The organism is Enterobacter cloacae complex sp. HYC033_NIDB, assembly GCF_056673335.1.
In genome coordinates, this window is sequence record NZ_CP115123.1 from 767,516 (window position 1) to 791,771 (window position 24,256).

Below are 24,256 nucleotides of genomic sequence, written 5' to 3' on the forward strand. Positions count from 1 at the left end.
TATGAAAGTTATGCGTACCACTGTCGCAACTGTTGTCGCCGCGACCTTATCGATGAGCGCTTTCTCTGCCTTTGCAGCAGCAAGCCTGACTGGCGCTGGTGCAACCTTCCCTGCGCCGGTGTATGCCAAATGGGCGGATACCTACCAGAAAGAGACCGGTAACAAGGTCAACTATCAGGGTATTGGCTCCTCCGGTGGCGTAAAACAAATTACCGCGAATACCGTTGATTTCGGCGCATCCGACGCTCCGCTGTCTGATGAGAAACTGAATCAGGAAGGCCTGTTCCAGTTCCCGACCGTGATCGGCGGCGTTGTGCTGGCTGTTAACATCCCTGGCCTGAAATCAGGCGAGCTGGTGCTGGACGGCAAAACCCTGGGTGACATCTACCTGGGCAAAATCAAAAAATGGGATGACGAAGCCATCACTAAGCTGAACCCGGGCGTTAAGCTGCCTTCGCAGAATATCGCGGTGGTTCGTCGTGCTGACGGCTCTGGTACCTCTTTCGTGTTCACCAGCTACCTGGCGAAAGTGAACGAAGAGTGGAAATCTAAAGTCGGTTCCGGCTCTACCGTTAACTGGCCAACCGGTCTGGGCGGTAAAGGCAACGACGGTATCGCAGCCTTCGTACAGCGTCTGCCTGGCTCTATCGGCTACGTAGAATACGCTTACGCTAAGCAGAACAACCTGGCTTACACCAAACTGGTTTCTGCCGACGGCAAACCGGTTAGCCCGACCGAAGAGAACTTCGCCAACGCCGCGAAAGGCGCTGACTGGAGCAAATCCTTCGCGCAGGACCTGACCAACCAGAAAGGCGACGATGCATGGCCTATCACGTCTACCACCTTCATTCTGGTCCACAAAGAGCAGAAGAAACCTGAGCAGGGTGCTGAAGTGCTGAAGTTCTTCGACTGGGCATATAAAAATGGCGGCAAACAGGCTAACGATCTGGATTACGCCAGCCTGCCAGACAGCGTGGTTGAGCAGATCCGTGCTGCATGGAAAACCAACGTGAAAGACAGCAGCGGTAAAGCGCTGTACTAACAGGATATATTTAACGAAGATGGCGGGTGGCGCTGCGCTTACCCGCCCTACGGTTTACTCTGTAGGCCCGGTAAGCGTCAGCGCCGCCGGGCATATTCGTAAAAACGTCTCAAACAGAAGAGTAATTTATGGCTGCAACCAAGCCTGCATTTAACCCTCCGGGTAAAAAAGGTGACATGATTTTCAGCGCGCTGGTGAAACTGGCTGCGCTGATTGTGCTATTGCTGCTGGGCGGCATTATCGTGTCCCTGATTTTCTCCTCCTGGCCGAGCATTCAAAAATTTGGTTTCGCCTTCCTGTGGACCAAAGAGTGGGATGCGCCGAACGATATTTACGGTGCGCTGGTGCCGATTTACGGCACGCTGGTGACCTCTTTTATCGCCCTGCTGATTGCGGTTCCGGTGAGCTTCGGTATTGCCCTGTTCCTGACGGAACTGGCGCCAGGCTGGCTGCGACGTCCGCTGGGTATCGCCATTGAACTGCTGGCGGCCATCCCAAGTATCGTTTACGGCATGTGGGGCCTGTTTATCTTCGCGCCGCTGTTTGCGACGTACTTCCAGGAGCCGGTCGGTAACGTTCTCTCTGCCATTCCGTTTGTGGGGGCGCTGTTCTCCGGCCCGGCATTCGGTATCGGCATTCTGGCGGCAGGTGTGATCCTCGCCATCATGATTATTCCGTACATTGCGGCGGTCATGCGCGATGTCTTCGAACAAACCCCGGTGATGATGAAAGAGTCCGCCTACGGCATCGGCTGCACCACCTGGGAAGTTATCTGGCGCATCGTCCTTCCGTTCACCAAAAATGGGGTGATTGGCGGCATTATGCTGGGCTTAGGCCGCGCGCTGGGTGAAACCATGGCGGTCACCTTTATCATCGGCAACACCTACCAGCTCGACAGCGCCTCGCTTTATATGCCGGGGAACAGTATTACCTCTGCGCTGGCGAACGAATTTGCCGAAGCGGAATCCGGGCTGCACGTCGCCGCGCTGATGGAACTGGGTCTGATCCTGTTTGTTATCACCTTTATTGTGCTGGCTATCTCCAAGCTGATGATTATGCGTCTGGCTAAAAACGAGGGGGCACGCTAATGGCGACTCTCGACATGCAAAACACCGCTCAGCTTGCGGAATCCCGTCGCAAAATGCAGTCAAAGCGCCGGATTAAAAACCGCATTGCGCTGACGCTTTCCATGGCAACGATGGCGTTCGGCCTGTTCTGGCTGATCTGGATCCTGATGTCCACCATCACCCGGGGTATTGATGGAATGTCCCTGGCGCTGTTCACCGAGATGACGCCGCCGCCGAACACGGCGGGTGGCGGTCTGGCAAACGCCCTGGCGGGCAGCGGCCTGCTGATCCTGTGGGCGACCGTTTTCGGTACGCCGTTGGGCATCATGGCGGGTATCTATCTGGCGGAATATGGCCGCAAGTCCTGGATCGCTGAAGTCATCCGCTTCATTAACGACATTCTGCTTTCTGCCCCGTCGATTGTCGTGGGTCTGTTTGTTTACACCATCGTGGTGGCGCAAATGGAACACTTCTCCGGCTGGGCGGGTGTGATTGCGCTGGCGCTGTTGCAGGTGCCTATCGTTATTCGTACCACTGAAAACATGCTGAAACTGGTGCCGGACAGCCTGCGTGAAGCGGCTTACGCGCTGGGTACGCCTAAATGGAAGATGATTTCGGCGATCACCCTGAAAGCGTCCGTCTCGGGGATCATGACCGGTATCCTGCTGGCTATCGCCCGTATCGCCGGTGAAACCGCACCGCTGCTGTTTACCGCCCTCTCCAATCAGTTCTGGAGCACGGACATGATGCAGCCGATCGCCAACCTGCCGGTGACGATCTTTAAATTTGCGATGAGCCCATTCGCGGAATGGCAGCAGCTGGCCTGGGCCGGGGTGCTGATCATCACCCTTTGCGTACTGTTGCTGAACATTCTGGCGCGCGTCATTTTCGCGAAGAAGAAACACGGTTAAATTTTTACGGCGCGGCACATCGCGGCGCCGAATGAGGAAATGAGTCAATGAGTATGGTTGATACTGCCCCGGGTAAGATTCAGGTTCGTGATTTGAACTTCTACTACGGCAAATTCCATGCCCTGAAGAATATCAACCTGGATATCGCAAAGAACCAGGTAACGGCATTCATCGGTCCGTCCGGCTGTGGCAAATCCACGCTGCTGCGCACCTTTAACAAAATGTATTCGCTCTATCCGGAGCAGCGCGCAGAAGGTGAAATTCTGCTGGACGGTGACAACATCCTGACCAATACCCAGGATATCGCCCTGCTGCGTGCGAAAGTGGGGATGGTATTCCAGAAACCCACGCCGTTCCCGATGTCGATCTATGACAACATCGCCTTTGGTGTGCGTCTGTTTGAGAAGCTCTCCCGTGCGGATATGGACGAGCGCGTGCAGTGGGCATTGACCAAGGCCGCATTATGGAACGAAACCAAAGATAAACTTCACCAGAGTGGGTACTCTCTCTCCGGTGGTCAGCAGCAGCGTCTGTGCATTGCGCGCGGTATCGCCATTCGCCCGGAAGTCTTGCTGCTGGATGAGCCGTGCTCAGCCCTGGACCCGATCTCAACCGGGCGTATCGAAGAGCTGATCACCGAGCTGAAGCAGGATTACACCGTGGTGATCGTGACCCACAACATGCAGCAGGCTGCACGTTGTTCTGACCACACGGCGTTTATGTATCTGGGCGAGTTGATTGAGTTCAGCGATACGGACGCGCTGTTCACTCGTCCGGCGAAGAAACAAACCGAAGATTATATTACTGGCCGCTACGGTTGATTTGCCTTAGTGCATGTGGAGAAACCATGGACAACCTCAATCTTAATAAACACATTTCCGGCCAGTTTAACGCAGAGCTGGAAAGCATTCGCACCCAGGTGATGACCATGGGCGGCATGGTCGAGCAGCAGCTTTCTGATGCGATCACGGCGATGCACAACCAGGACAGCGAGCTGGCGAAGCGCGTTATTGAAGGCGACCACAACGTCAATATGATGGAAGTCGCCATCGACGAAGCCTGCGTGCGCATCATTGCGAAGCGTCAGCCGACGGCGAGCGACCTGCGTCTGGTGATGGCGATCATCAAAACCATCGCCGAGCTGGAGCGTATCGGTGACGTGGCGGATAAAATCTGCCGTACCGCGCTGGAGAAATTCTCCCAGCAGCACCAGCCGCTGCTGGTGAGCCTGGAGTCTCTCGGGCGCCACACCGTGCAGATGCTGCACGACGTGCTGGACGCTTTCGCGCGCATGGATCTGGACGAAGCGGTCCGTATCTACCGTGAAGACAAGAAAGTTGACCAGGAATACGAAGGCATTGTGCGTCAGCTGATGACCTACATGATGGAAGATTCTCGTACCATTCCAAGCGTACTGACCGCGCTGTTCTGTGCGCGCTCCATCGAGCGTATCGGTGACCGTTGCCAGAACATTTGCGAATACATTTTCTATTTCGTGAAGGGGCAGGATTTCCGACACGTGGGCGGCGACGAGCTGGACAAGCTGCTGGCGGGTAAAGATCCGAAAGAGTGATATGTGTGGCGGGTGGCGCTAACGCTTACCCGCCCTACGTTAATTCAACGAGTAATATCCCACCCGCGCGCCTTCCACAACGCTGGCAGTTGCGCCAGATCGGTAAAGGTTGTCACTTTTGGATGGTCGATCGGCTTGTTGTGCGGATCGGCGCAGAAGTAAAACACCTCCATCCCCGCATCAATCCCTGACTGCGCGCCGGCAGATGAGTCATCCACCAGAATGCAGTTCTCCACGTTGACGTTCATCGCCTTCGCCGCGTGGAACATCAGCGCCGGATCGGGCTTCCAGCGCTGGATATCGTAGCCGCTGAACAGTTTTTCCGGGAAGTGGTGCAACATCTCCAGCTTGCCGAGCGAGTGCTGCATTTTGCTGACCGGTCCGTTAGAGACTACGCAGATCGGCACCGTCATCGCATCCAGCAGCGCGTTAGCGCCGGCGATAACTTCCAGCTCGGCGTCGAAGAGGCGTGCGACCTCGGCGCGGTACACCGGTTCCAGATCTGCTTTCACCAGATCCACCCCGTGCTCTTCGTTAATGATGTCGATGATCTCGTACAGCTTCACGCCCTTAAAGCGTTTGAACACCTCTTCGAGATCGAGCGTAATGCCAAATTCCTGGAACATGGCGACATACGCGCGGGAACAAATGACCTCACTGTCGACCAGCGTACCGTCACAGTCGAAAAATACCGCTTCAATTCCGGACATGCCTTTCCCTTTTAACAAGTTTAACGTTTTCGTACGGCAGTTCACCGGGACGCAATCGTTGCCGTATAAGCAAAATCAATGAAAAAAGTATCCCGTAACCGCCACTATTGTCGCATTTTGGTATAGGATAGCGACGAATTTTCCCTCCTTGTTCGGAAATTGATGATGAGTCAACAACACACTACCCAGACGTCTGGTCAGGGGCTGCTTGAGCGCGTGTTCAAACTGCGCGAGCACGGCACAACGGCACGCACCGAAGTGATCGCCGGTTTTACTACCTTCCTGACGATGGTCTATATCGTTTTCGTTAACCCACAAATTCTGGGCGTGGCTGGCATGGACACCAGCGCCGTCTTTGTAACCACCTGTCTGATCGCGGCCCTTGGCAGCATCCTGATGGGCGTTTTCGCTAATCTGCCCGTGGCGCTGGCCCCGGCAATGGGCCTGAATGCGTTCTTTGCGTTCGTGGTGGTTCAGGCGATGGGCCTGCCGTGGCAGGTTGGGATGGGCGCTATTTTCTGGGGCGCGGTCGGCCTGCTGCTGCTGACCATCTTCCGCGTGCGCTACTGGATGATTGCGAACATTCCCGTGAGCCTGCGCGTGGGCATCACCAGCGGTATCGGTCTGTTCATCGGCATGATGGGGCTGAAAAACGCTGGCGTTATCGTGGCGAACCCGGAAACGCTGGTGAGCATTGGTAACCTGACCTCTCACAGCGTGCTGCTGGGCGTGCTGGGCTTCTTTATCATCGCGATCCTGGCATCGCGCAACATCCATGCTGCGGTGCTGGTCTCTATCATTGTGACCACGCTGCTGGGCTGGATGCTGGGTGACGTGCATTACAACGGTATCGTCTCTGCGCCACCGAGCGTCTCTACCGTGATTGGCCACGTTGATCTGGCGGGCTCGCTGAACCTGGGACTGGCCGGGGTGATTTTCTCCTTCATGCTGGTCAACCTGTTTGACTCCTCCGGTACGCTGATTGGCGTGACCGACAAAGCGGGTCTGGCAGATGAAAAAGGCAAATTCCCGCGCATGAAGCAGGCGCTGTATGTGGATAGCATCTCTTCCGTTGCAGGCTCTTTCATCGGTACCTCGTCTGTTACCGCTTACATTGAATCCTCTTCCGGTGTGTCCGTGGGCGGTCGTACCGGCCTGACTGCGGTAGTTGTGGGTCTGCTGTTCCTGCTGGTGATCTTCCTCTCTCCGCTGGCGGGGATGGTGCCACCATACGCGGCAGCCGGCGCGCTGATCTACGTCGGCGTGCTGATGACCTCAAGCCTGGCGCGCGTGAAGTGGGAAGATCTGACGGAAGCCGTTCCGGCATTTATTACCGCGGTGATGATGCCGTTCAGCTTCTCGATCACCGAAGGTATCGCGCTGGGCTTTATCTCTTACTGCGTGATGAAGATCGGTACCGGCCGCTTCCGCGAACTTAGCCCGTGCGTGATTATTGTGGCGCTGCTGTTTGTGCTGAAGATTGTGTTTATTGATGCACACTAAGATGCTGGTGGTGTCAGGTGGCGCTTCGCTTACCTGACCTACTGACGAGTGTAGGCCCGGTAAGCGCTAGCGCCACCGGGCTTTTTTATCAGGCCTTCACCCGCTTAATATAATCCCCAAACGCGGTCAGCTGGCCAGAGAGATGGTCACGCGTACTCTGATCCACCACTTCACCCGTCTGCGGGTCGACCTTGTTCTGAATCACGCCGCCCATAAATTCCGGCTTGTTCATCACCATCGCATCCAGGAACACCAGGATCTGACGCAGGTGATACTGGCAGCGCGCGCCGCCGATGGCGCCCATTGAGCTGGTCTGGATCAGCACAGGTTTACCAGACAGCGGCTGCTCCGGTAAACGGGACAGCCAGTCAATGGCGTTCTTCAAACCACCCGGCACCGAGTAGTTATACTCAGGCGTCACAATCACCACGCCGTCAGCCTGACGGATTTGCTCGGCTATCGCTTCCACGCTCTGCGGGAACCCTTCTTCCTGCTGAACGTCAGCATCATAAAGCGGGATGTCGCCAATGGACGGCAGGGCACTGATCTCCATTCCCGCAGGCGCCAGCTGCGGCAGCGTACGGGCAACCATCCCGTTAAAAGAACCTTTGCGCAGGCTTCCCAGTAACGTAACAACTTTCAACGTATCAGACATGATTACTCCTGTTTCATCATGATGATCCTGGACGGATCAGCTATGGGTGTATGCTTTTTCTGCCGGTAAACTGGTTAATCGCATCAGGCGCGCGGCGGGCTCGTTGGCGCGCTCAGGTACATCCGGAAGACTACGCCAACCGCGAGTGCTGTCAAACTCCCAGATTTTCAGCCGTTCGATGGCGGGGGTCACCGCAACGGACCAGATCAGTACGTCCTCAGCGTCGCAGAGTGCCTCTACCAGCGAGGCTTTTGTCGCGCGCAGGCGTCCGGAGCCGGGGAGCAGCTGCAACAGGCTGGCGTCGTCTGACGCCGCGCCGCTCAGTTTGCGGATGCTCTGGCGAAGGGTGATGAGTTGCGCTCTGGCTTCAACGGGGTCGTTCTGGTTACGTATCCACAGCTTTTCATTGCTGGAGAGCGGGTATTCATCGAGCGCGTTAGCACCATGGAAGCTGCGCGTGACGCGTTGTAGCTCCATATCCAGGCCGCAATCACCTTCCGTCGTCAGCGCGACGCCAACAATGTTGCCGGTGTACGCAATGGAAAAATGGGGGAGTGCCGGGTCCGCAAAAACCGGGCGACCTTCTGGCTGGGTGAGTATGTCCGGTAATTCGCTGGTGCCGTAGAGCATAAAAAGCAGTTCTGCGAGGAGCGCTCTGGAAGCTAAAAACCGCGTCCTGCGGTGTTCAGGTAGTTTGAGCGCCTCACTGTGACAGGCTGAAGAAAGTCTGGCCGATACGAGATGCCCTTCCGTTAATGTTCCTCGTGCAAAGTGCGTAGCCATTTTTCGCTCCTTGATAATGGTCGTAGTCGGTTAAACGGTTACATGATTATCGCTTAACTCAGCTTCTGTTTTAATCAGTAAATGGAAATAAGAGAAGCCTGAGCACCGAACTTTACATTATCTTAGGCAAAAACCTGACCTGGTGCGGTATACAGCGCTTTGATCGTCTCGCGCAGCCAGAGGATTTTCGGATTATGGCTGTTCCGTTTATGCCAGATCAGCGTGAAGGGGACGGTGAGCTTTTCTGCCTGCGCCTCATCGATGGGAATGGGAAGACAGACCAGATTACGCTGGTGGAGTTGATTGTAGTGATGGCAGTAGTGCGGCGCAGTGGCAATGTAGTTGTGATCCGGCTGGGCCGCCATAAACATCGACTGTTCAAAACCGGGCAAACTCATGGCGATGTTACGCTCCCGACCCATCTCTCTTAGCACCTCGTCGAGCGCCCAGGTGTCGCTGCGTTCCCAGAAGATGCTGATATGCGGGTAGCGCAGAAACGTCTCCAGATCCCACGCTTCCTGGAGCGCGGGATGATCCTCGCGCAAATACACGCACGGACGGTCACTGAACAGGATTTCGTAGTCGATAAACCACGGCATCAGCTTTAGCAGTTCGCGCGAGCGAGGGTGCGTTTCACGCCCGGTGAAGCCTAGATCCACTTCTCCGCGCGTAATGGCGTCCAGCGAATCGTAATCCCATTGGCGCAGCTTCACAGTCGCCTGTGGGTAGCGTTCATTCACCTGCTCCAGCAGGGTATTAAAGCGGATCAGCATCAGCGGTGTTTCGGCGGCGAGCACAAACTTAAGCCCGCCTGGAGAGCTATGGTGGAATTTATCGAGGATCTGGTTGCCAATCTGCATCCAGTCGGCCAAATCCTGTTCCAGACTCACCGTCAGCGGTGTGGGCAATAGCCCTAAAGGCGTTTTCACAAACAGCGGATCGTCGAACCAGTCGCGCAGCTTCGCCAGCGATTTACTCACCGCGGACGGCGTCACGTTCATCCGCTTCGCGGCTTTGGTGACGCTGCGCTCCTGCAACAAAAGTTGCAGGCAAAGTAAAAGATTAAGATCGAGACTGCTGATGGGCTTCTTCATAGTGCGCCGCGGGCTGGATGACCATAAGTAAGGTAATGCAGAGTATGCTACAGCCAATCAGAACCCCGATCAGCATATTCAGCGCGTTAAGGCCGATCACCGCCGCCAGCCAAATCCACAGTGACGAACCGCAGACCTGCGCAATGCCCAGCACCGAGCTTGCCACGCCAGCCCGCAGCGAAAACGGGCCAAGCGCCTGACTCATCGCCACACCAAAGCCGACGGAGAATCCGGCGCAGATCAGAGTAATGCCCACCAGCATTACAGCGTGTGAGGTGGCGGTCGCCAGGATCACGCCTGCGGCGAGGAACAGCGTCTGTGAGGTGAGCATCAGCGTGCGCTGGCGGAAGATGTTGAGCGCAAAGGGCGTGGAGAATGAAACCGCCATGCTCACCATCGCGGTTAGCGCCATCACCGTCGAATATTCACCGCGATCGAAGCCCATCGTCTCCATCAGCAACACCGGGGAAACGTTTACATAGGTGAGGATCACCGCCACGCTAAGCGTGGTGATTGCCAGCCGACTCAGGAAAAAGCGATTCATCAGCTTTTCAGCCGGATGGAGGGTTGCGGTGTGATATGGCTGTTGCGAACCGGGATGGGTCTCTTTCAGCACCGTCACGGACAGGATAAAGACGATGGCGCCCATTGCGGCCATGGTCCAGAAAAGACTCTGCCACGGAAATTTAAGCATAATCAGGTAGCCAACAACCGGTGCCAGCACCGGGATGATGCAGGTAATGCCGTTCAGCATCGACAGCACTTTAGCGCGGCGCTGGGCGCTCAAGGTATCGCGCAGAATGGCAAAGGCCACCACGTAACAGCCGCCTGCGCCAATGCCCTGGATAAAACGGCCTGACAGGAACATTGTGCTTTCCTGAGCCACTGAAGACAGTACTGATGCCAGCGCAAAGATAACTGCACCCGTAATGGCGACGGGCTGACGGCCTGCTTTATCCGCGATTTTCCCGGCAAATACCATCGACGACGCCATTCCCGCGAGGTAGGCCGAAAACGCGATGTGCAGTTGCGCCTCGCTGGCACCCAGATCGCGGGCAATATGCGGTAGCCCCACCAGATACATATCAATGCCGGACGGATACAGCAGAACCAGCGCAAAACTACAGAACAGAAAACGAGCCATAAATCCCCCATAGATGCAGGCAAGCAGGATAGGGGGCGTGGAGGGATTAAGCGAGTTGCCATTTGGACAATGGTGATTTCCCTGGAGGAAATCACCCTGTATTAACGGGAATTACTTACCAATGCAGAAGCTCGAGAAAATCCGTCCCAGCAGATCGTCCGACGTAAACTCCCCGGTGATCTCGCTCAGGTTCTGCTGCGCCAGACGCAGCTCTTCCGCCAGCAGTTCACCGGCCCACGCGCCGATCAGCTGGGCTTTACCCTGCTCAAGGTGGCGAGCCGCCTCTTCCAGCGCCTGCAAGTGACGACGACGTGCCAGGAAGCCGCCCTCCATACTGGTGTCGAAGCCCATGCTCTGTTTGAGATGGCTACGCAGGGCTTCCACGCCTTCACCGGTACGGGCCGACAGGCGAATAAGTGAGTGACCATTCACATCGCTGATGCCCAGCGTTTCGCCGGTAACGTCGGCCTTGTTGCGCACCACGGTGATCGGCAGTTTAGCCGGGAGACGGGCGATAAAGTCTGGCCAGATTTCAGCCGGGTCAACGGCGTCGGTTGTGGTGCCGTCCACCATAAACAGCACGCGGTCGGCCTGCTCGATCTCCTGCCAGGCGCGTTCGATACCGATACGCTCGACTTCATCGCTCGCATCGCGCAGGCCAGCGGTGTCGATGATGTGCAGCGGCATGCCGTCGATATGGATATGCTCGCGCAGGACATCGCGGGTGGTGCCGGCTATGTCGGTCACGATCGCCGCTTCACGGCCCGCCAGGGCGTTCAGCAGGCTCGATTTTCCGGCATTGGGGCGACCAGCAATCACCACCTTCATTCCTTCACGTAGCAGGCTGCCCTGGCGCGCTTCGGCGCGAACGGCATCGAGATCGTTCATCACCTGGTTGAGCTGAGCTTCAATTTTACCGTCTGAGAGGAAGTCGATCTCCTCGTCCGGGAAGTCGATAGCCGCTTCGACATAGATTCGCAGGTGAGTAAGTGCTTCCACAAGGTGATTCACGCGTGCGGAAAATGCCCCCTGCAACGAGTTCAGCGCGGAGCGGGCTGCCTGTTCGGAACTGGCGTCGATCAGGTCGGCAATCGCCTCGGCCTGCGCCAGGTCGAGCTTATCGTTGAGGAAAGCACGCTCGGAGAACTCACCCGGCTTTGCAATGCGCAGGCCAGGCAGGGTCAGAATACGTTTTAACAGCAGGTCGAGGATCACCGGGCCGCCGTGACCCTGAAGCTCCAGCACGTCTTCGCCGGTGAAGGAGTTTGGGCCGGGGAACCACAGCGCGATGCCCTGGTCCAGCGGTGTGCCGTCGGCATCCTTAAACGGCAGATAATCAGCGTAGCGCGGCTTTGGCAGTTTACCCAGCACCGCTTCGGCCACCTCACGCGCCTTCAGGCCGGAGATGCGCAGAATGCCTACACCACCGCGTCCCGGTGGGGTTGCCTGGGCGACGATAGTGTCGTTATGGCTCATGGTTGCTCTCGTTCAATACAAATAAAAAAGGCGGTCAATCGACCGCCCTTATTTTAGCGTTAAGTTACCGAATCAGGACTTTTTCTTTTCGCGGCTATGCAGGCCACGTTTTTCCAGACCACGGTAAATCAGCTGCTGCTGGATGATGGTCACCAGGTTGCTGACGATATAGTACAGCACCAGACCTGACGGGAACCACAGGAAGAACACGGTGAAGATGACCGGCATAAAGGTCATGATCTTCTGCTGCATCGGGTCGGTCACGGTGGTCGGAGACATCTTCTGAATGAAGAACATCGTCACGCCCATCAGGATCGGCAGGATGTAGTACGGGTCCTGTGCGGACAGGTCATGGATCCACAGAGCGAACGGCGCGTGGCGCAGCTCAACGGAACCCATCAGCATGTAGTACAGCGCAAGGAAGATTGGCATCTGAATCAGCAGCGGGAAGCAACCACCCAGTGGGTTCACTTTCTCTGCTTTATACAGGGCCATCATCTCCTGGCTCTGACGCTGTTTGTCATCGCCCAGACGCTCACGCATAGCCTGAATCTTCGGCTGTAGCATACGCATCTTCGCCATGGAGGTGTACTGCGCTTTAGTCAGCGGGTACATGATGCCACGAACGATAAAGGTGATAACGATGATGGAGAAGCCCCAGTTACCCAGGAAGCTGTGGATGAACTTCAGCAGCTTAAACAGCGGCTGAGAGATGAACCACAACCAACCGTAATCGACGGTCAGATCCAGGTGCGGCGCAACGGCAGCCATTTTGTCCTGGATTTCCGGGCCGACCCACAGGGTGCTTGCCAGTTTACCGGTTTGACCCGGCTGCACCAGAACCGGCTGAGATTTGTAGCCGATGGCTGCAATACCGTTGCCGAGGTTCGCGGTGTAGAAGTTGTTCGTACCGTCGTTATTCGGTACCCACGCCGTCGCGAAATACTGTTGCAGCATTGCGACCCAACCGCCTTTAGAGCTGACGTTCAGGTTTTCGTTATCGGCAATGGTGTCGAATTTGTATTTCTCGTACTTGGTATCTGGCGTGGAGTAAGCCGCGCCACGGAAGGTATGCAGCGCAAAGTTGCTGCTTCCGGTGTCACGGTGAGACGGCAGATTGATGGACTGCTTCAACTGACCAAAGGTAGAGATTTCCAGTGGTTTCGCACCGGCGTTCTGTACGCTGTAGCCCACGTTCACCGCATACTCACCGCGTTTCAGGGTGAAGGTTTTGGTGAAGGTGTTGCCTGCCGCGTCGGTGTAGGTCATCGGGATAACCAGTTCGTTCTGACCATCAGCCAGCACAAACGTGTCATTCTCGACGTTATACAGTGGACGCGCACCGTTAGCCGGGTTATCCGGGCCATCACGACCGGTCAGGCCGCTCTGCGCCTGGTAGATAAATTCGGGCGTGGTTTCCAGTAACTGGAACGGTTCGGTAGACTTCAGCTCTTTCGGGTAGGTCAACAGCAGCGCCTGCTCAACATCACCACCACGGGTGTTGATAGTCAGCTCAAGCACATCGGTCTTAACCGTAATCTGTTTCCCCTGGCCACTGGCCGGTACGCCCTGGTCGGCGGCGCTACCCGCTGCGGTGGTCGTGGTCTGCGTGGTCTGCTGCTGGGGTTGAGGATTTTTATCCTGCTCCCATGCCTGCCAGATCATGAAAGACACGAACAACAAAGCGATGATAAGAAGATTGCGTTGCGAATCCATCGTTAGTGTTCTCTGGTATCAAAAGGTCCTGGAGGGACGGGGTCGTCTCCACCTGGGTGTAAAGGGTGGCATTTTAATACGCGTTTCACCGTCAACCAACTGCCTTTTATCACTCCAAACCTGCGCAATGCCTCAATTCCGTAGCTTGAGCATGTTGGCGTGAAACGGCAGTGTGGCCCGAGTAGCGGACTAATCAGGCGTTGATAGACCCGAATGAGGGCTATCAGGACCCGCGAGCCAGGCGACAGTGGCGGCGCCATAATTTTTCCAACGCTTCCGAGAGAGCACGGTTATCGAGGTCGGCAACCCCTTTTTTAGCCACCACCACGAAATCCATTGAAGGCAGTTCGTGCTGACGTAAACGGAAGCTTTCACGCGTCAGACGTTTAATCCGGTTGCGTTCATGCGCACGCTTAACGTTTTTCTTGGCGACTGTGAGACCGATGCGGGGATGCCCCAGCGAATTTTGGCGGCCGAGGATGGTGATTTGCGGCGTGCCAGCCCGTAATGGCTGCTGGAAGACGAAAGTGAAATGAGTGGGAGTTAACAAACGTAACTCCCTGGGAAATGCGAGCTTAACCACTCAGGGGTTAGCTTTATTACTTGGAAACGGTCAGACGAGCGCGGCCTTTAGCACGACGACGTGCCAGAACCTGACGACCATTTTTAGTAGCCATACGAGCACGGAAGCCGTGAGAACGGTTGCGCTTCAGTACAGACGGTTGAAAAGTGCGTTTCATGGCGATTTCTACCTAAACTTGAAAAAATTCATGACTTTTGCGGATGCCCGACCGAGTTTCGAATGACGGACGCCGAAGCCGTGGGTGATTAAAGAGGCCGGATTGTAATAATTGTACACTCCGGAGTCAATTCTCTTTCCTTAAATCCCTGTGTATTTCCGCACGTTTTCGCGTGGAAAATGAGCAGCGGACGACGCAGGAAGATGAGCATCACGCGCCGGGTCGAGGATTATACGGGCTCAACGATAAAGCGCAAGGATCGTCCCGGATCTTCGTTAGATCATTTAAGCCAAAAATTGTCTGTGCTCATTAAATTTTCCAATATGCGGCCTAAATCGCGAGGCACTCGCGTCAGGATCGTTTACACTTACCCGATTCCGGATCTTCCTGTGGATAAATCGGGAAGAATCTGTGAGAAACAGAAGATCTCTGGCTCAGTTTAGGCTATGATCCGCGGTCCCGATCGGGATCCAGCGATCCTGGTCGGGCATAAACACAACATCGTTCAGGTTGTATCAACGATAGCGTGTATAACCGCAGATAGCGGTTCGCACATCACCCTGATGGGGTCATGTCGATGTGCGCCAACAATCATGAATATTCAATAGTTTTCTTTTATTGTTCGAGTGGAGTCCGCCGTGTCACTTTCGCTTTGGCAGCAGTGTCTTGCCCGATTGCAGGATGAGTTACCAGCCACAGAATTCAGTATGTGGATCCGCCCGTTGCAGGCGGAACTGAGCGATAACACGCTGGCTTTGTATGCGCCAAACCGTTTCGTGCTCGATTGGGTAAGGGATAAATACCTTAATAACATCAATGGACTGCTGAACGATTTCTGCGGGTCAGATGCCCCACAGCTGCGTTTTGAAGTGGGCACAAAGCCGGTCACCCAAACCGTTCGTGAAGTTGTCAATGTGGCAGCCCCTGCACAGGCGGCGCCCGCTCCAGCGCCTCGCGTTGCACCGGTTCGTCAGGGCTGGGATAACGTTCCGGCCCCCGCTGAGCCTACCTACCGCTCTAACGTTAACGTGAAACACACGTTCGATAACTTCGTTGAAGGTAAGTCGAACCAGCTGGCACGCGCGGCGGCTCGTCAGGTCGCCGATAACCCCGGTGGCGCTTACAACCCGCTGTTCCTGTATGGCGGCACGGGTCTCGGTAAAACGCACCTGCTGCATGCGGTGGGCAACGGCATTATGGCGCGTAAGCCCAATGCCAAAGTGGTGTATATGCACTCCGAACGCTTCGTTCAGGACATGGTAAAAGCCCTGCAAAACAATGCGATCGAAGAGTTTAAACGCTACTACCGTTCCGTTGATGCGCTGCTGATCGATGACATTCAGTTCTTTGCCAATAAAGAACGATCGCAGGAAGAGTTTTTCCATACCTTTAACGCCCTGCTGGAAGGCAATCAGCAGATCATTCTGACCTCGGATCGTTATCCAAAAGAGATCAACGGCGTTGAAGATCGTCTCAAATCCCGCTTCGGCTGGGGCCTGACCGTGGCGATCGAGCCGCCGGAGCTGGAAACCCGCGTCGCGATCCTGATGAAAAAAGCCGACGAGAACGACATTCGCCTGCCGGGTGAAGTGGCGTTCTTCATTGCCAAGCGCCTGCGTTCCAACGTGCGTGAACTGGAAGGGGCGCTGAATCGCGTTATCGCCAACGCCAACTTCACCGGTCGGGCGATCACCATCGATTTTGTGCGTGAAGCGCTGCGCGATTTATTGGCTTTGCAGGAAAAACTGGTCACTATCGACAATATTCAGAAGACGGTGGCTGAGTACTACAAGATCAAAGTGGCAGATTTACTGTCTAAACGTCGTTCCCGCTCGGTGGCGCGTCCGCGTCAGATGGCGATGGCGCTGGCAAAAGAGCTAACCAACCACAGTCTGCCGGAAATCGGTGATGCGTTTGGTGGCCGTGACCATACGACCGTGCTGCACGCTTGTCGCAAGATCGAGCAGTTACGCGAAGAAAGCCACGACATAAAAGAAGATTTTTCCAATTTAATCAGAACATTATCATCGTGACGCTATGAAATTTACCGTTGAACGTGAACATTTATTAAAACCGCTGCAACAGGTGAGTGGCCCATTAGGCGGCCGCCCTACGCTGCCTATTCTTGGAAACCTGCTGCTTCAGGTCGCGGACGGTACGCTGTCGCTGACCGGCACAGATCTGGAAATGGAAATGATCGCGCGCGTTACGCTGACTCAGCCGCACGACGCGGGCGCGACCACGGTTCCGGCACGTAAATTCTTTGATATTTGCCGTGGGCTGCCGGAAGGCGCTGAAATCGCCGTGCAGCTGGAGGGCGACCGCATGCTGGTGCGCTCTGGCCGTAGCCGTTTCTCCCTCTCCACGCTGCCCGCTGCGGACTTCCCGAACCTGGATGACTGGCAGAGCGAAGTTGAATTTACCCTGCCGCAGGCGACGATGAAGCGTCTGATTGAAGCCACGCAGTTCTCCATGGCGCATCAGGACGTTCGTTACTACTTAAACGGCATGCTGTTCGAAACCGAAGGTGAAGAGCTGCGTACCGTGGCTACCGACGGTCACCGTCTGGCGGTTTGTTCCATGCCGATTGGCGATTCACTGCCAAACCATTCGGTGATCGTACCGCGTAAAGGCGTAATTGAACTGATGCGTATGCTCGACGGCGGTGAAACGCCGCTGCGCGTGCAGATTGGCAGCAACAATATTCGTGCCCACGTGGGCGATTTTGTCTTCACATCGAAGCTGGTAGACGGTCGTTTCCCGGATTATCGCCGCGTATTGCCGAAGAACCCGGATAAAACGCTGGAGGCGGGTTGCGACATCCTCAAGCAGGCGTTCGCGCGTGCCGCTATTCTCTCCAACGAGAAATTCCGCGGCGTACGTCTGTACGTGAGTGAAAACCAGATCAAAATCACCGCCAACAACCCGGAGCAGGAAGAGGCAGAAGAGATTCTGGACGTCACCTACGCCGGGGCTGAGATGGAAATCGGCTTCAACGTCAGCTATGTGCTGGATGTGCTGAATGCACTGAAATGCGAGAACGTTCGCATCCTGCTGACTGACTCCGTTTCGAGCGTACAGATTGAAGATGCCGCATCACAGTCGGCTGCTTATGTTGTCATGCCAATGAGACTGTAATGTCGCTCACCCGTCTGTTGATCCGCGATTTTCGCAATATCGAAAGCGCGGATCTCGCTTTATCCCCTGGCTTTAACTTCCTGGTTGGCGCGAACGGCAGCGGCAAAACCAGCGTGCTGGAAGCCATCTATACGCTCGGCCACGGCCGGGCGTTTCGCAGTTTGCAGATTGGTCGCGTGATTCGCCACGAGCAGGAATCTTTTGTTCTGCACGGGCGTTTGCAGGGCGCAGAGCGGGAAACCGCCATCGGCCTGACCAAAGACAAGCAGGGCGACAGCAAGGTGCGCATCGACGGCACCGATGGCCACAAGGTGGCGGAGCTGGCGCTGCTGATGCCGATGCAGCTGATTACGCCCGAGGGGTTTACTTTACTCAACGGCGGCCCCAAATACAGAAGAGCGTTCCTCGACTGGGGATGCTTTCACAATGAAGCCGGTTTCTTTAACGCCTGGAGCAACCTGAAGCGTCTGCTTAAACAGCGTAACGCCGCATTGCGCCAGGTCACGCGCTACGCCCAGCTGCGTCCGTGGGACATGGAACTCATCCCTCTTGCGGAACAAATCAGCCGCTGGCGTGCCGAATACAGCGCAGGTATCGCCGAAGACATGGCCGACACCTGCAAACAGTTTTTACCCGAGTTCTCTCTCACCTTCTCTTTCCAGCGTGGCTGGGAAAAAGAGACGGATTATGCCGAGGTGTTAGAGAGAAGCTTCGAGCGCGATCGCATGTTGACCTACACCGCGCACGGCCCGCACAAGGCGGATTTCCGCATTCGTGCCGACGGTGCGCCGGTAGAAGACACGCTGTCGCGCGGGCAGCTGAAGCTCCTGATGTGCGCGCTGCGCCTGGCGCAGGGGGAGTTCCTCACTCGAGAGAGCGGGCGACGTTGCCTGTACCTGATAGATGATTTTGCCTCGGAACTTGACGACGCGCGGCGCGGGCTGCTTGCCAGCCGCTTAAAAGCCACGCAGTCGCAGGTTTTCGTCAGCGCCATTAGCGCTGAACACGTTATAGACATGTCGGACGAAAATTCGAAGATGTTTACCGTGGAAAAGGGTAAAATAACGGATTAACCCAAGTTGAAATGAGCGAGAAACGTTGATGTCGAATTCTTATGACTCCTCCAGTATCAAAGTCCTGAAAGGGCTGGATGCGGTGCGTAAGCGCCCGGGTATGTATATCGGCGACACGGATGACGGCACCGGTCTGCACCACATGGTATTCGAGGTGGTAGATAACGCTATCGACGAAGCGCTCGCGGGTCACTGTAAAGACATCGTGGTCACGATCCATGCGGACAACTCCGTGTCCGTTACCGATGACGGTCGTGGTATCCCAACCGGTATTCACCCGGAAGAGGGCGTATCTGCTGCGGAAGTCATCATGACCGTTCTGCACGCAGGCGGGAAGTTCGATGATAACTCCTATAAAGTTTCCGGCGGTCTGCACGGCGTAGGCGTATCCGTAGTAAACGCCCTGTCGCAGAAGCTGGAGCTGGTTATCCAGCGCGAAGGCAAAATTCACCGTCAGATCTACCAGCATGGCGTGCCTGAAGCGCCGCTGGCCGTCACGGGCGATACCGAGAAAACCGGTACCATGGTGCGTTTCTGGCCGAGCCTCGAAACCTTCACCAACGTCACCGAATTCGAGTACGACATTCTGGCGAAACGCCTGCGTGAACTGTCGTTCCTGAACTCCGGCGTGTCGATTCGTCTGCGCGACAAACGCGACAACAAAGAAGACCACTTCCATTACGAAGGTGGTATCAAGGCGTTCGTTGAGTATCTGAACAAGAACAAAACGCCAATTCACCCGAATATCTTCTACTTCTCTACTGAAAAAGACGGTATCGGTGTGGAAGTGGCCTTGCAGTGGAACGACGGTTTCCAGGAAAACATCTACTGCTTCACCAACAACATTCCACAACGCGATGGCGGTACGCACCTGGCGGGCTTCCGCGCGGCGATGACCCGAACCCTGAACGCCTACATGGACAAAGAAGGCTACAGCAAAAAAGCGAAAGTCAGCGCCACCGGTGACGATGCCCGTGAAGGCCTGATTGCCGTGGTCTCCGTGAAGGTGCCGGATCCGAAGTTCTCCTCACAGACCAAAGACAAGCTGGTCTCTTCTGAGGTGAAATCGGCGGTTGAACAGCAGATGAACGAACTGCTGAGCGAATACCTGCTGGAAAACCCGTCCGACGCGAAAATCGTGGTGGGTAAAATTATCGATGCGGCGCGTGCCCGTGAAGCGGCGCGTAAAGCGCGTGAAATGACCCGTCGTAAAGGCGCGCTGGACCTGGCAGGCCTGCCGGGCAAACTGGCTGACTGTCAGGAACGCGACCCGGCGCTGTCTGAACTGTACCTTGTGGAAGGGGACTCCGCGGGCGGTTCTGCGAAGCAGGGCCGTAACCGCAAGAACCAGGCGATTCTGCCGCTGAAGGGTAAAATCCTTAACGTTGAGAAAGCGCGCTTCGACAAGATGCTCTCTTCTCAGGAAGTGGCGACGCTCATCACCGCGCTCGGCTGCGGCATTGGTCGCGACGAGTACAACCCGGACAAACTGCGCTATCACAGCATCATCATCATGACCGATGCGGACGTCGACGGCTCGCACATTCGTACGCTGCTGTTGACCTTCTTCTATCGTCAGATGCCGGAAATCGTTGAGCGCGGCCACGTCTACATTGCCCAGCCGCCGCTGTACAAAGTGAAGAAAGGCAAGCAGGAACAGTACATTAAAGATGACGACGCGATGGATCAGTACCAAATCGCGATCGCCCTTGATGGTGCGACCCTGCACGCAAATTCCAGCGCGCCAGCGCTGGCCGGTGAGCCGCTGGAGCGTCTGGTCTCCGAGTTCAACGCCACGCAGAAAATGATTGGCCGTATGGAGCGTCGCTATCCGAAAGCGCTGCTGAAAGAGCTGATTTACCAGCCGACCCTGACCGAAGCCGATCTGAGCAACGAGCAGACCGTCACCCGCTGGGTGAACACCCTGGTGAGCGAGCTGAACGAGAAAGAGCAGCATGGCAGCCAGTGGAAGTTCGACGTCCAGCAGAACGCTGAGCAGCAGTTCGAGCCGATCGTCCTCGTGCGTACCCACGGCGTCGATACCGACTACCCGCTGGAGCACGAATTTGTGACCGGTCCGGAATACCGCCGTATCTGCACCCTCGGCGAGAAGCTGCGCGGTCTGATCGAAGACGATGCGTTTATCGAACGTGGCGAACGTCGTCAGCCGGTAGCCAGCTTCGAACAGGCGCTGGAGTGGCTGGTGAAAGAGTCCCGTCGTGGTCTCTCTATTCAGCGTTATAAAGGCCTGGGCGAAATGAACCCGGATCAGCTGTGGGAAACCACCATGGATCCGGAAAGCCGTCGCATGTTGCGCGTCACCGTTAAAGACGCAATCGCAGCGGATCAGCTGTTCACGACCCTGATGGGCGATGCGGTTGAACCACGTCGCGCCTTCATCGAAGAGAACGCCCTGAAGGCGGCGAATATCGATATTTAATCGTCGCTTTACGACAGCATAACTGGCCGCGCTTCAGCGCGGCTTTTTTATGGACGCAGGAAACTCCAGCGACATCACTGCCGGTAAACGTTTGACCAGCATATCTATGGCAATTCTTACCCTTAGCGGCAGGTGTGGCGTCTGCTGCCAGACGGCATGAACGTCGAAGCGTACATCCGGGGCCTGCTTTAAGAGCGGGACAAGATCTCCCTGCTGAATTTCTTTAATGACCATCCAGCAGGGTAACCATGCAAGGCCGTGGCCGGCCAGCGCCGCGTCGCAGATCGCCTGCAAATCATCCATATTGAGCGATGAGCGGGGAATAAACGTGCGCGACGTGCCATCGTAATCCATCAACTGCCAGGGTAGGACTCTGCCCGCACGCGTGTAGTTAATGGCCGTATGCTGGCGTAGATCATCAACGGTTTGCGGCTGGCCATTCTTAAGCAGATAATCCGGCGCGGCACACAGAACCATCCGGTGCTCCCCCAGCCTTCTGGCGACCAGCACGCTGCTGTCAGCCAGAGCGCCATTGCGCACCGCCATATCAAACCCTTCTTCCACGAGATCCACGACGCGGTCGCTGAAGGACATTTCAAGCTCAAGCCCGGGATGCTCCTGCGCCAGCTCTATTAGCAGCGGGGCGATACACTGGCGACCAAACAGCACCGGCACGGCAACACGCAGCCGACCGTTGACCTGATGTTTTCCGGTTTCAAGCTGCGATTCAGCGCCACGGATCTCCTCCAGCGCGCGCAGGCAGCGTTCATAAAAAAGCGCGCCGTTATCGGTCAGCCTCTGACTGCGGGTGGTCCGATGAAACAGACAAACCCCCAGCCTCTCTTCAAGACGAGCAATGCTTTTTCCTACCGCCGAGCGCGACAAATGCAGACGGACGGCGGCCTGGGCAAAACTTCCTGCCTCAACGGAGGCAACGAAAACGGGAATATCTTTCAGCGTATCGGTCATGGACGGATTGTGTCAATTTGGTCATCAATGAAGGGAAAACTTATCGCCACTGGCGACGCTGAGTCAACGGTAGACTGTCAGAACTGAAAATCATCTGATGACAGGAGAAAAAAATGACTGAAACAATGCAACGCTGGTCAATGGATGCCCTTGGTCGTGAAAGCCTCAGGCTCGTTCAGGAGCCTGTTCCACAGCCAGGCCCGGGGGAGGTTCGCATAAGGGTTAAAGCCGTTGCGCTCAACTACCGGGATAAAATGGTGATTGAAGGCACGATGCCGATTCCGCTTTCCTTCCCGTTTACTCCAGCATCTGACATGGCAGGCGTGGTGGACAGCATCGGCGAAGGCGTTACGCGTTTCAAGCCCGGCGCACGCGTCATCTCAACCTTCTTCCCGGAATGGATCGACGGCAAGCCGCAGGCAGACGCGCGCGATTTGCCCTATAAAACGTCCGGTGGATACTTCCAGGGCATGCTGGCCGAATATGTGATTGTGAGTGAAAACGCGCTGGTGGCGTCCCCGGAAAGCATGGATGACGCTGAGGCCAGCACGCTTCCTTGCGCGGGGCTTACCGCATGGTTCGCGCTGGTGGAGCGCGGTCATTTACGCGCCGGGCAATCGGTGCTGGTACAAGGGACGGGCGGTGTGGCGCTATTCGCTTTGCAGATAGCAAAAGCGCACGGCGCAGAAGTTATTGTTACGTCGGGGAGTGATGAAAAACTGGCGCGGGCCAAAAAGCTGGGGGCCAGTCAGGGCATCAACCGACTGAAAGGCGACTGGGCTGAAAATACGCTGGCACTGACGCAGGATCGCGGCATCGACCATATTATCGAAACGGTGGGTGGGGAGAACCTGAGACATTCCCTGCGCGCCGTTGCCGTTCATGGGCGGATATCGGTCATTGGCGTGCTGGCCGGGACAGAAATTTCTCTGCCTGCAAGCGAGCTGTTGCTGAAATCTCCCGTCATTCAGGGGATTGGGGTTGGACACCGCCGGGCGCTGGAAGATTTTGTCCGTGCTGTTGATGTCACGGAGTTAAAACCGGTGATTGAGCATCGCTACCGCTTTGACGAGCTGGAACAGGCGCTTGAACATCTGGATCGCGGTGCGTTTGGCAAAATCGTTCTCACCCGCGAGTGAGTTCCCGTTCCCGGGATAAACGTAAAAGGGGCTTTTTGTTGCGCAAGGTAGCTCTATTTTTGTGTGCTTAATCGCGTTAGCATGAGGTAGCACTCATTTATCCCGGGGACCTCATGGCTATCAAACTCATTGCAATCGATATGGACGGCACGCTGCTGCTGCCAGACCACACTATCTCTCCTGCCGTTAAAAATGCGATCGCCGCCGCACGCGAAAAAGGCGTGAACGTGGTGCTCACCACCGGACGCCCGTATGCCGGGGTGCACAGTTACCTGAAAGAGCTGCACATGAACCAGCCTGGCGATTACTGCATCACCTATAACGGCGCGCTGGTGCAAAAGGCAGCCGATGGCAGCACGGTGGCGCAAACTGCACTGAGCTATGATGACTACCGTTTCCTGGAAAAACTCTCCCGCGACGTGGGCTCTCACTTCCACGCGCTCGATCGCAATACGCTTTACACCGCCAACCGCGATATCAGCTACTACACGGTGCACGAGTCCTACGTTGCAACCATTCCACTGGTGTTCTGCGAAGCGGAGAAAATGGACCCGGCGACCCAGTTCCTGAAAGTGATGATGATTGATGAACCTGCGGTTCTCGACAAAGCCATCTCACGCATTCCGGCTGAGGTAAAAGAGAAATACACCGTGCTGAAAAGTGCGCCGTACTTCCTCGAAATCCTTGATAAACGCGTCAATAAAGGCACGGGCGTCAAATCGCTTGCCGATGCGCTGGGCATCAAGCCTGAGGAGATCATGGCGCTGGGCGACCAGGAAAATGATATTGCGATGATCGAATATGCGGGCATGGGCGTGGCGATGGATAACGCTATCCCGTCGGTAAAAGAAGTGGCGAACTTCGTGACTAAATCTAACCTGGAAGACGGCGTTGCCTGGGCGATCGAGAAATTCGTTCTGTCGTAACAAGTGCTTTGAAAGATTAGCCCCGGTTATTAACCGGGGCTTTTTTTGGCCCTGAATTTATCAAATTGTTCTTTTTGTGATCTGGATTGTAGTACAACATTAATTGATTGTACTACATTGTCAGCACGGCAAAGACGAAAGGCCTCACGTTTGTACT

At 55.8% G+C, this 24,256-nt stretch carries 23 protein-coding genes; 12 read left to right on the top strand and 11 right to left on the bottom strand.

The annotated features are described in order from the left end of the window. Nucleotide 1: 1 nt before the first annotated feature. The 5 genes from pstS to phoU all read left to right on the top strand — a co-directional run bounded on the left by pstS (nt 2) and on the right by phoU (nt 4,593). Nucleotides 2-1,042 carry a phosphate ABC transporter substrate-binding protein PstS gene (gene pstS, locus O1721_RS03635; RefSeq protein ID WP_017383706.1) on the top strand — a complete coding sequence of 347 codons (1,041 nt, stop codon included), beginning with the start codon at nt 2-4 and terminating at the stop codon, nt 1,040-1,042. Nucleotides 1,043-1,170: 128 nt separating this feature from the next. Beyond that, a complete protein-coding gene (pstC, locus tag O1721_RS03640) occupies nt 1,171-2,130 on the top strand; it encodes a phosphate ABC transporter permease PstC (RefSeq protein WP_015570141.1) in 960 nt (319 codons plus the stop codon). Next, a complete protein-coding gene (gene pstA, locus O1721_RS03645; RefSeq protein WP_003861156.1) occupies nt 2,130-3,020 on the top strand; it encodes a phosphate ABC transporter permease PstA in 891 nt (296 codons plus the stop codon). The genes pstC and pstA overlap by 1 nt, the downstream gene beginning before the upstream one ends. A gap of 47 nt (nt 3,021-3,067) precedes the next feature. Next, nucleotides 3,068-3,841, top strand: coding sequence for a phosphate ABC transporter ATP-binding protein PstB (gene pstB, locus O1721_RS03650; protein WP_003861154.1), 774 nt, complete (start codon nt 3,068-3,070; stop codon nt 3,839-3,841). Between the two features lie 26 nt (nt 3,842-3,867). Further along, nucleotides 3,868-4,593 (top strand): phosphate signaling complex protein PhoU, encoded by a 726-nt coding sequence (gene phoU / locus O1721_RS03655; RefSeq protein ID WP_003861153.1) that lies wholly within the window; start codon nt 3,868-3,870, stop codon nt 4,591-4,593. Nucleotides 4,594-4,637: 44 nt separating this feature from the next. Here phoU and yieH read toward each other — a convergent pair whose 3' ends face one another. Continuing rightward, a complete protein-coding gene (gene yieH, locus O1721_RS03660; RefSeq protein WP_017383705.1) occupies nt 4,638-5,303 on the bottom strand; it encodes a 6-phosphogluconate phosphatase in 666 nt (221 codons plus the stop codon). 165 nt (nt 5,304-5,468) lie between these two features. Here yieH and adeP point away from each other — a divergent pair, with 165 nt between their 5' ends. After that, on the top strand, nt 5,469-6,806 hold the full coding sequence (adeP, locus tag O1721_RS03665; protein WP_017383704.1) for an adenine permease AdeP: 1,338 nt from the start codon (nt 5,469-5,471) through the stop codon (nt 6,804-6,806). Between the two features lie 88 nt (nt 6,807-6,894). Here the strand turns inward: adeP and O1721_RS03670 are convergent, their stop codons facing one another. The 9 genes from O1721_RS03670 to rpmH form a co-directional block, all read right to left on the bottom strand. Then, entirely contained in the window at nt 6,895-7,461 is a 567-nt protein-coding gene (locus O1721_RS03670; RefSeq protein ID WP_003861147.1) for an NADPH-dependent FMN reductase, read from the bottom strand. Between the two features lie 36 nt (nt 7,462-7,497). Further along, nucleotides 7,498-8,244, bottom strand: a complete 747-nt coding sequence (locus O1721_RS03675; RefSeq protein WP_017694032.1) for a 4'-phosphopantetheinyl transferase family protein — start codon at nt 8,242-8,244, stop codon at nt 7,498-7,500. Between the two features lie 122 nt (nt 8,245-8,366). Further along, nucleotides 8,367-9,338 (bottom strand): HTH-type transcriptional regulator YidZ, encoded by a 972-nt coding sequence (yidZ, locus tag O1721_RS03680; protein ID WP_017383702.1) that lies wholly within the window; start codon nt 9,336-9,338, stop codon nt 8,367-8,369. Beyond that, nucleotides 9,307-10,482, bottom strand: a complete 1,176-nt coding sequence (locus tag O1721_RS03685; protein WP_023302811.1) for an MFS transporter — start codon at nt 10,480-10,482, stop codon at nt 9,307-9,309. The genes yidZ and O1721_RS03685 overlap by 32 nt, the downstream gene beginning before the upstream one ends. A gap of 111 nt (nt 10,483-10,593) precedes the next feature. Then, nucleotides 10,594-11,958, bottom strand: coding sequence for a tRNA uridine-5-carboxymethylaminomethyl(34) synthesis GTPase MnmE (gene mnmE / locus O1721_RS03690; RefSeq protein ID WP_015570136.1), 1,365 nt, complete (start codon nt 11,956-11,958; stop codon nt 10,594-10,596). A gap of 72 nt (nt 11,959-12,030) precedes the next feature. Beyond that, nucleotides 12,031-13,674 carry a membrane protein insertase YidC gene (gene yidC / locus O1721_RS03695; protein ID WP_003861138.1) on the bottom strand — a complete coding sequence of 548 codons (1,644 nt, stop codon included), beginning with the start codon at nt 13,672-13,674 and terminating at the stop codon, nt 12,031-12,033. 2 nt (nt 13,675-13,676) lie between these two features. Continuing rightward, complete coding sequence (gene yidD / locus O1721_RS03700; protein ID WP_001307474.1) at nt 13,677-13,934, bottom strand: membrane protein insertion efficiency factor YidD; 258 nt, start codon at nt 13,932-13,934, stop codon at nt 13,677-13,679. Further along, a complete protein-coding gene (rnpA, locus tag O1721_RS03705) occupies nt 13,898-14,257 on the bottom strand; it encodes a ribonuclease P protein component (protein ID WP_006808764.1) in 360 nt (119 codons plus the stop codon). The genes yidD and rnpA overlap by 37 nt, the downstream gene beginning before the upstream one ends. Before the next feature lie 16 nt (nt 14,258-14,273). Continuing rightward, nucleotides 14,274-14,414, bottom strand: coding sequence for a 50S ribosomal protein L34 (rpmH, locus tag O1721_RS03710; RefSeq protein ID WP_000831330.1), 141 nt, complete (start codon nt 14,412-14,414; stop codon nt 14,274-14,276). Nucleotides 14,415-15,052: 638 nt separating this feature from the next. On the opposite strand from rpmH, the gene dnaA reads away from it, so the two are divergent. From dnaA to gyrB, 4 genes are read left to right on the top strand one after another with little or no spacing between them, the layout of a single operon-like run. After that, a complete protein-coding gene (gene dnaA, locus O1721_RS03715; RefSeq protein ID WP_017383700.1) occupies nt 15,053-16,447 on the top strand; it encodes a chromosomal replication initiator protein DnaA in 1,395 nt (464 codons plus the stop codon). A gap of 4 nt (nt 16,448-16,451) precedes the next feature. Then, nucleotides 16,452-17,552 (top strand): DNA polymerase III subunit beta, encoded by a 1,101-nt coding sequence (dnaN, locus tag O1721_RS03720; protein ID WP_015570134.1) that lies wholly within the window; start codon nt 16,452-16,454, stop codon nt 17,550-17,552. Next, nucleotides 17,552-18,625: a DNA replication/repair protein RecF gene (gene recF / locus O1721_RS03725; protein ID WP_000060091.1), complete on the top strand. Its 1,074-nt coding sequence runs from the start codon at nt 17,552-17,554 to the stop codon at nt 18,623-18,625. Before dnaN ends, recF begins: the two co-directional genes overlap by 1 nt. A gap of 28 nt (nt 18,626-18,653) precedes the next feature. Continuing rightward, nucleotides 18,654-21,065 carry a DNA topoisomerase (ATP-hydrolyzing) subunit B gene (gyrB, locus tag O1721_RS03730; protein ID WP_032646666.1) on the top strand — a complete coding sequence of 804 codons (2,412 nt, stop codon included), beginning with the start codon at nt 18,654-18,656 and terminating at the stop codon, nt 21,063-21,065. Nucleotides 21,066-21,098: 33 nt separating this feature from the next. Here gyrB and O1721_RS03735 read toward each other — a convergent pair whose 3' ends face one another. Beyond that, nucleotides 21,099-22,034 (bottom strand): LysR family transcriptional regulator, encoded by a 936-nt coding sequence (locus tag O1721_RS03735; protein WP_032646668.1) that lies wholly within the window; start codon nt 22,032-22,034, stop codon nt 21,099-21,101. A gap of 113 nt (nt 22,035-22,147) precedes the next feature. Between O1721_RS03735 and O1721_RS03740 the strand changes: the two genes are divergently transcribed. Together O1721_RS03740 and yidA are read left to right on the top strand one after the other, a co-directional pair. After that, complete coding sequence (locus O1721_RS03740) at nt 22,148-23,173, top strand: zinc-dependent alcohol dehydrogenase family protein (RefSeq protein ID WP_032646671.1); 1,026 nt, start codon at nt 22,148-22,150, stop codon at nt 23,171-23,173. A 113-nt stretch (nt 23,174-23,286) separates the two neighbouring features. Next, the gene (gene yidA, locus O1721_RS03745) at nt 23,287-24,099 is read left to right on the top strand and encodes a sugar-phosphatase (RefSeq protein WP_023295661.1); all 813 of its coding nucleotides are present in this window, start codon (nt 23,287-23,289) and stop codon (nt 24,097-24,099) included. Nucleotides 24,100-24,256: the final 157 nt, after the last annotated feature.

Coding starts and splice junctions, on each gene's coding strand:
- yidA (WP_023295661.1), top strand. CDS start 23,287: ATGGCTATCAAACTCATTGCAATCGATATGGACGGCACGCTGCTGCTG.
- pstA (WP_003861156.1), top strand. CDS start 2,130: ATGGCGACTCTCGACATGCAAAACACCGCTCAGCTTGCGGAATCCCGT.
- yidZ (WP_017383702.1), bottom strand. CDS start 9,338: ATGAAGAAGCCCATCAGCAGTCTCGATCTTAATCTTTTACTTTGCCTG.
- O1721_RS03735 (WP_032646668.1), bottom strand. CDS start 22,034: ATGACCGATACGCTGAAAGATATTCCCGTTTTCGTTGCCTCCGTTGAG.
- O1721_RS03670 (WP_003861147.1), bottom strand. CDS start 7,461: ATGTCTGATACGTTGAAAGTTGTTACGTTACTGGGAAGCCTGCGCAAA.
- recF (WP_000060091.1), top strand. CDS start 17,552: ATGTCGCTCACCCGTCTGTTGATCCGCGATTTTCGCAATATCGAAAGC.
- phoU (WP_003861153.1), top strand. CDS start 3,868: ATGGACAACCTCAATCTTAATAAACACATTTCCGGCCAGTTTAACGCA.
- yidD (WP_001307474.1), bottom strand. CDS start 13,934: ATGGCGCCGCCACTGTCGCCTGGCTCGCGGGTCCTGATAGCCCTCATT.
- pstB (WP_003861154.1), top strand. CDS start 3,068: ATGAGTATGGTTGATACTGCCCCGGGTAAGATTCAGGTTCGTGATTTG.
- O1721_RS03685 (WP_023302811.1), bottom strand. CDS start 10,482: ATGGCTCGTTTTCTGTTCTGTAGTTTTGCGCTGGTTCTGCTGTATCCG.
- adeP (WP_017383704.1), top strand. CDS start 5,469: ATGAGTCAACAACACACTACCCAGACGTCTGGTCAGGGGCTGCTTGAG.
- rpmH (WP_000831330.1), bottom strand. CDS start 14,414: ATGAAACGCACTTTTCAACCGTCTGTACTGAAGCGCAACCGTTCTCAC.
- dnaN (WP_015570134.1), top strand. CDS start 16,452: ATGAAATTTACCGTTGAACGTGAACATTTATTAAAACCGCTGCAACAG.
- O1721_RS03675 (WP_017694032.1), bottom strand. CDS start 8,244: ATGGCTACGCACTTTGCACGAGGAACATTAACGGAAGGGCATCTCGTA.
- yidC (WP_003861138.1), bottom strand. CDS start 13,674: ATGGATTCGCAACGCAATCTTCTTATCATCGCTTTGTTGTTCGTGTCT.
- pstC (WP_015570141.1), top strand. CDS start 1,171: ATGGCTGCAACCAAGCCTGCATTTAACCCTCCGGGTAAAAAAGGTGAC.
- O1721_RS03740 (WP_032646671.1), top strand. CDS start 22,148: ATGACTGAAACAATGCAACGCTGGTCAATGGATGCCCTTGGTCGTGAA.
- mnmE (WP_015570136.1), bottom strand. CDS start 11,958: ATGAGCCATAACGACACTATCGTCGCCCAGGCAACCCCACCGGGACGC.
- pstS (WP_017383706.1), top strand. CDS start 2: ATGAAAGTTATGCGTACCACTGTCGCAACTGTTGTCGCCGCGACCTTA.
- yieH (WP_017383705.1), bottom strand. CDS start 5,303: ATGTCCGGAATTGAAGCGGTATTTTTCGACTGTGACGGTACGCTGGTC.
- gyrB (WP_032646666.1), top strand. CDS start 18,654: ATGTCGAATTCTTATGACTCCTCCAGTATCAAAGTCCTGAAAGGGCTG.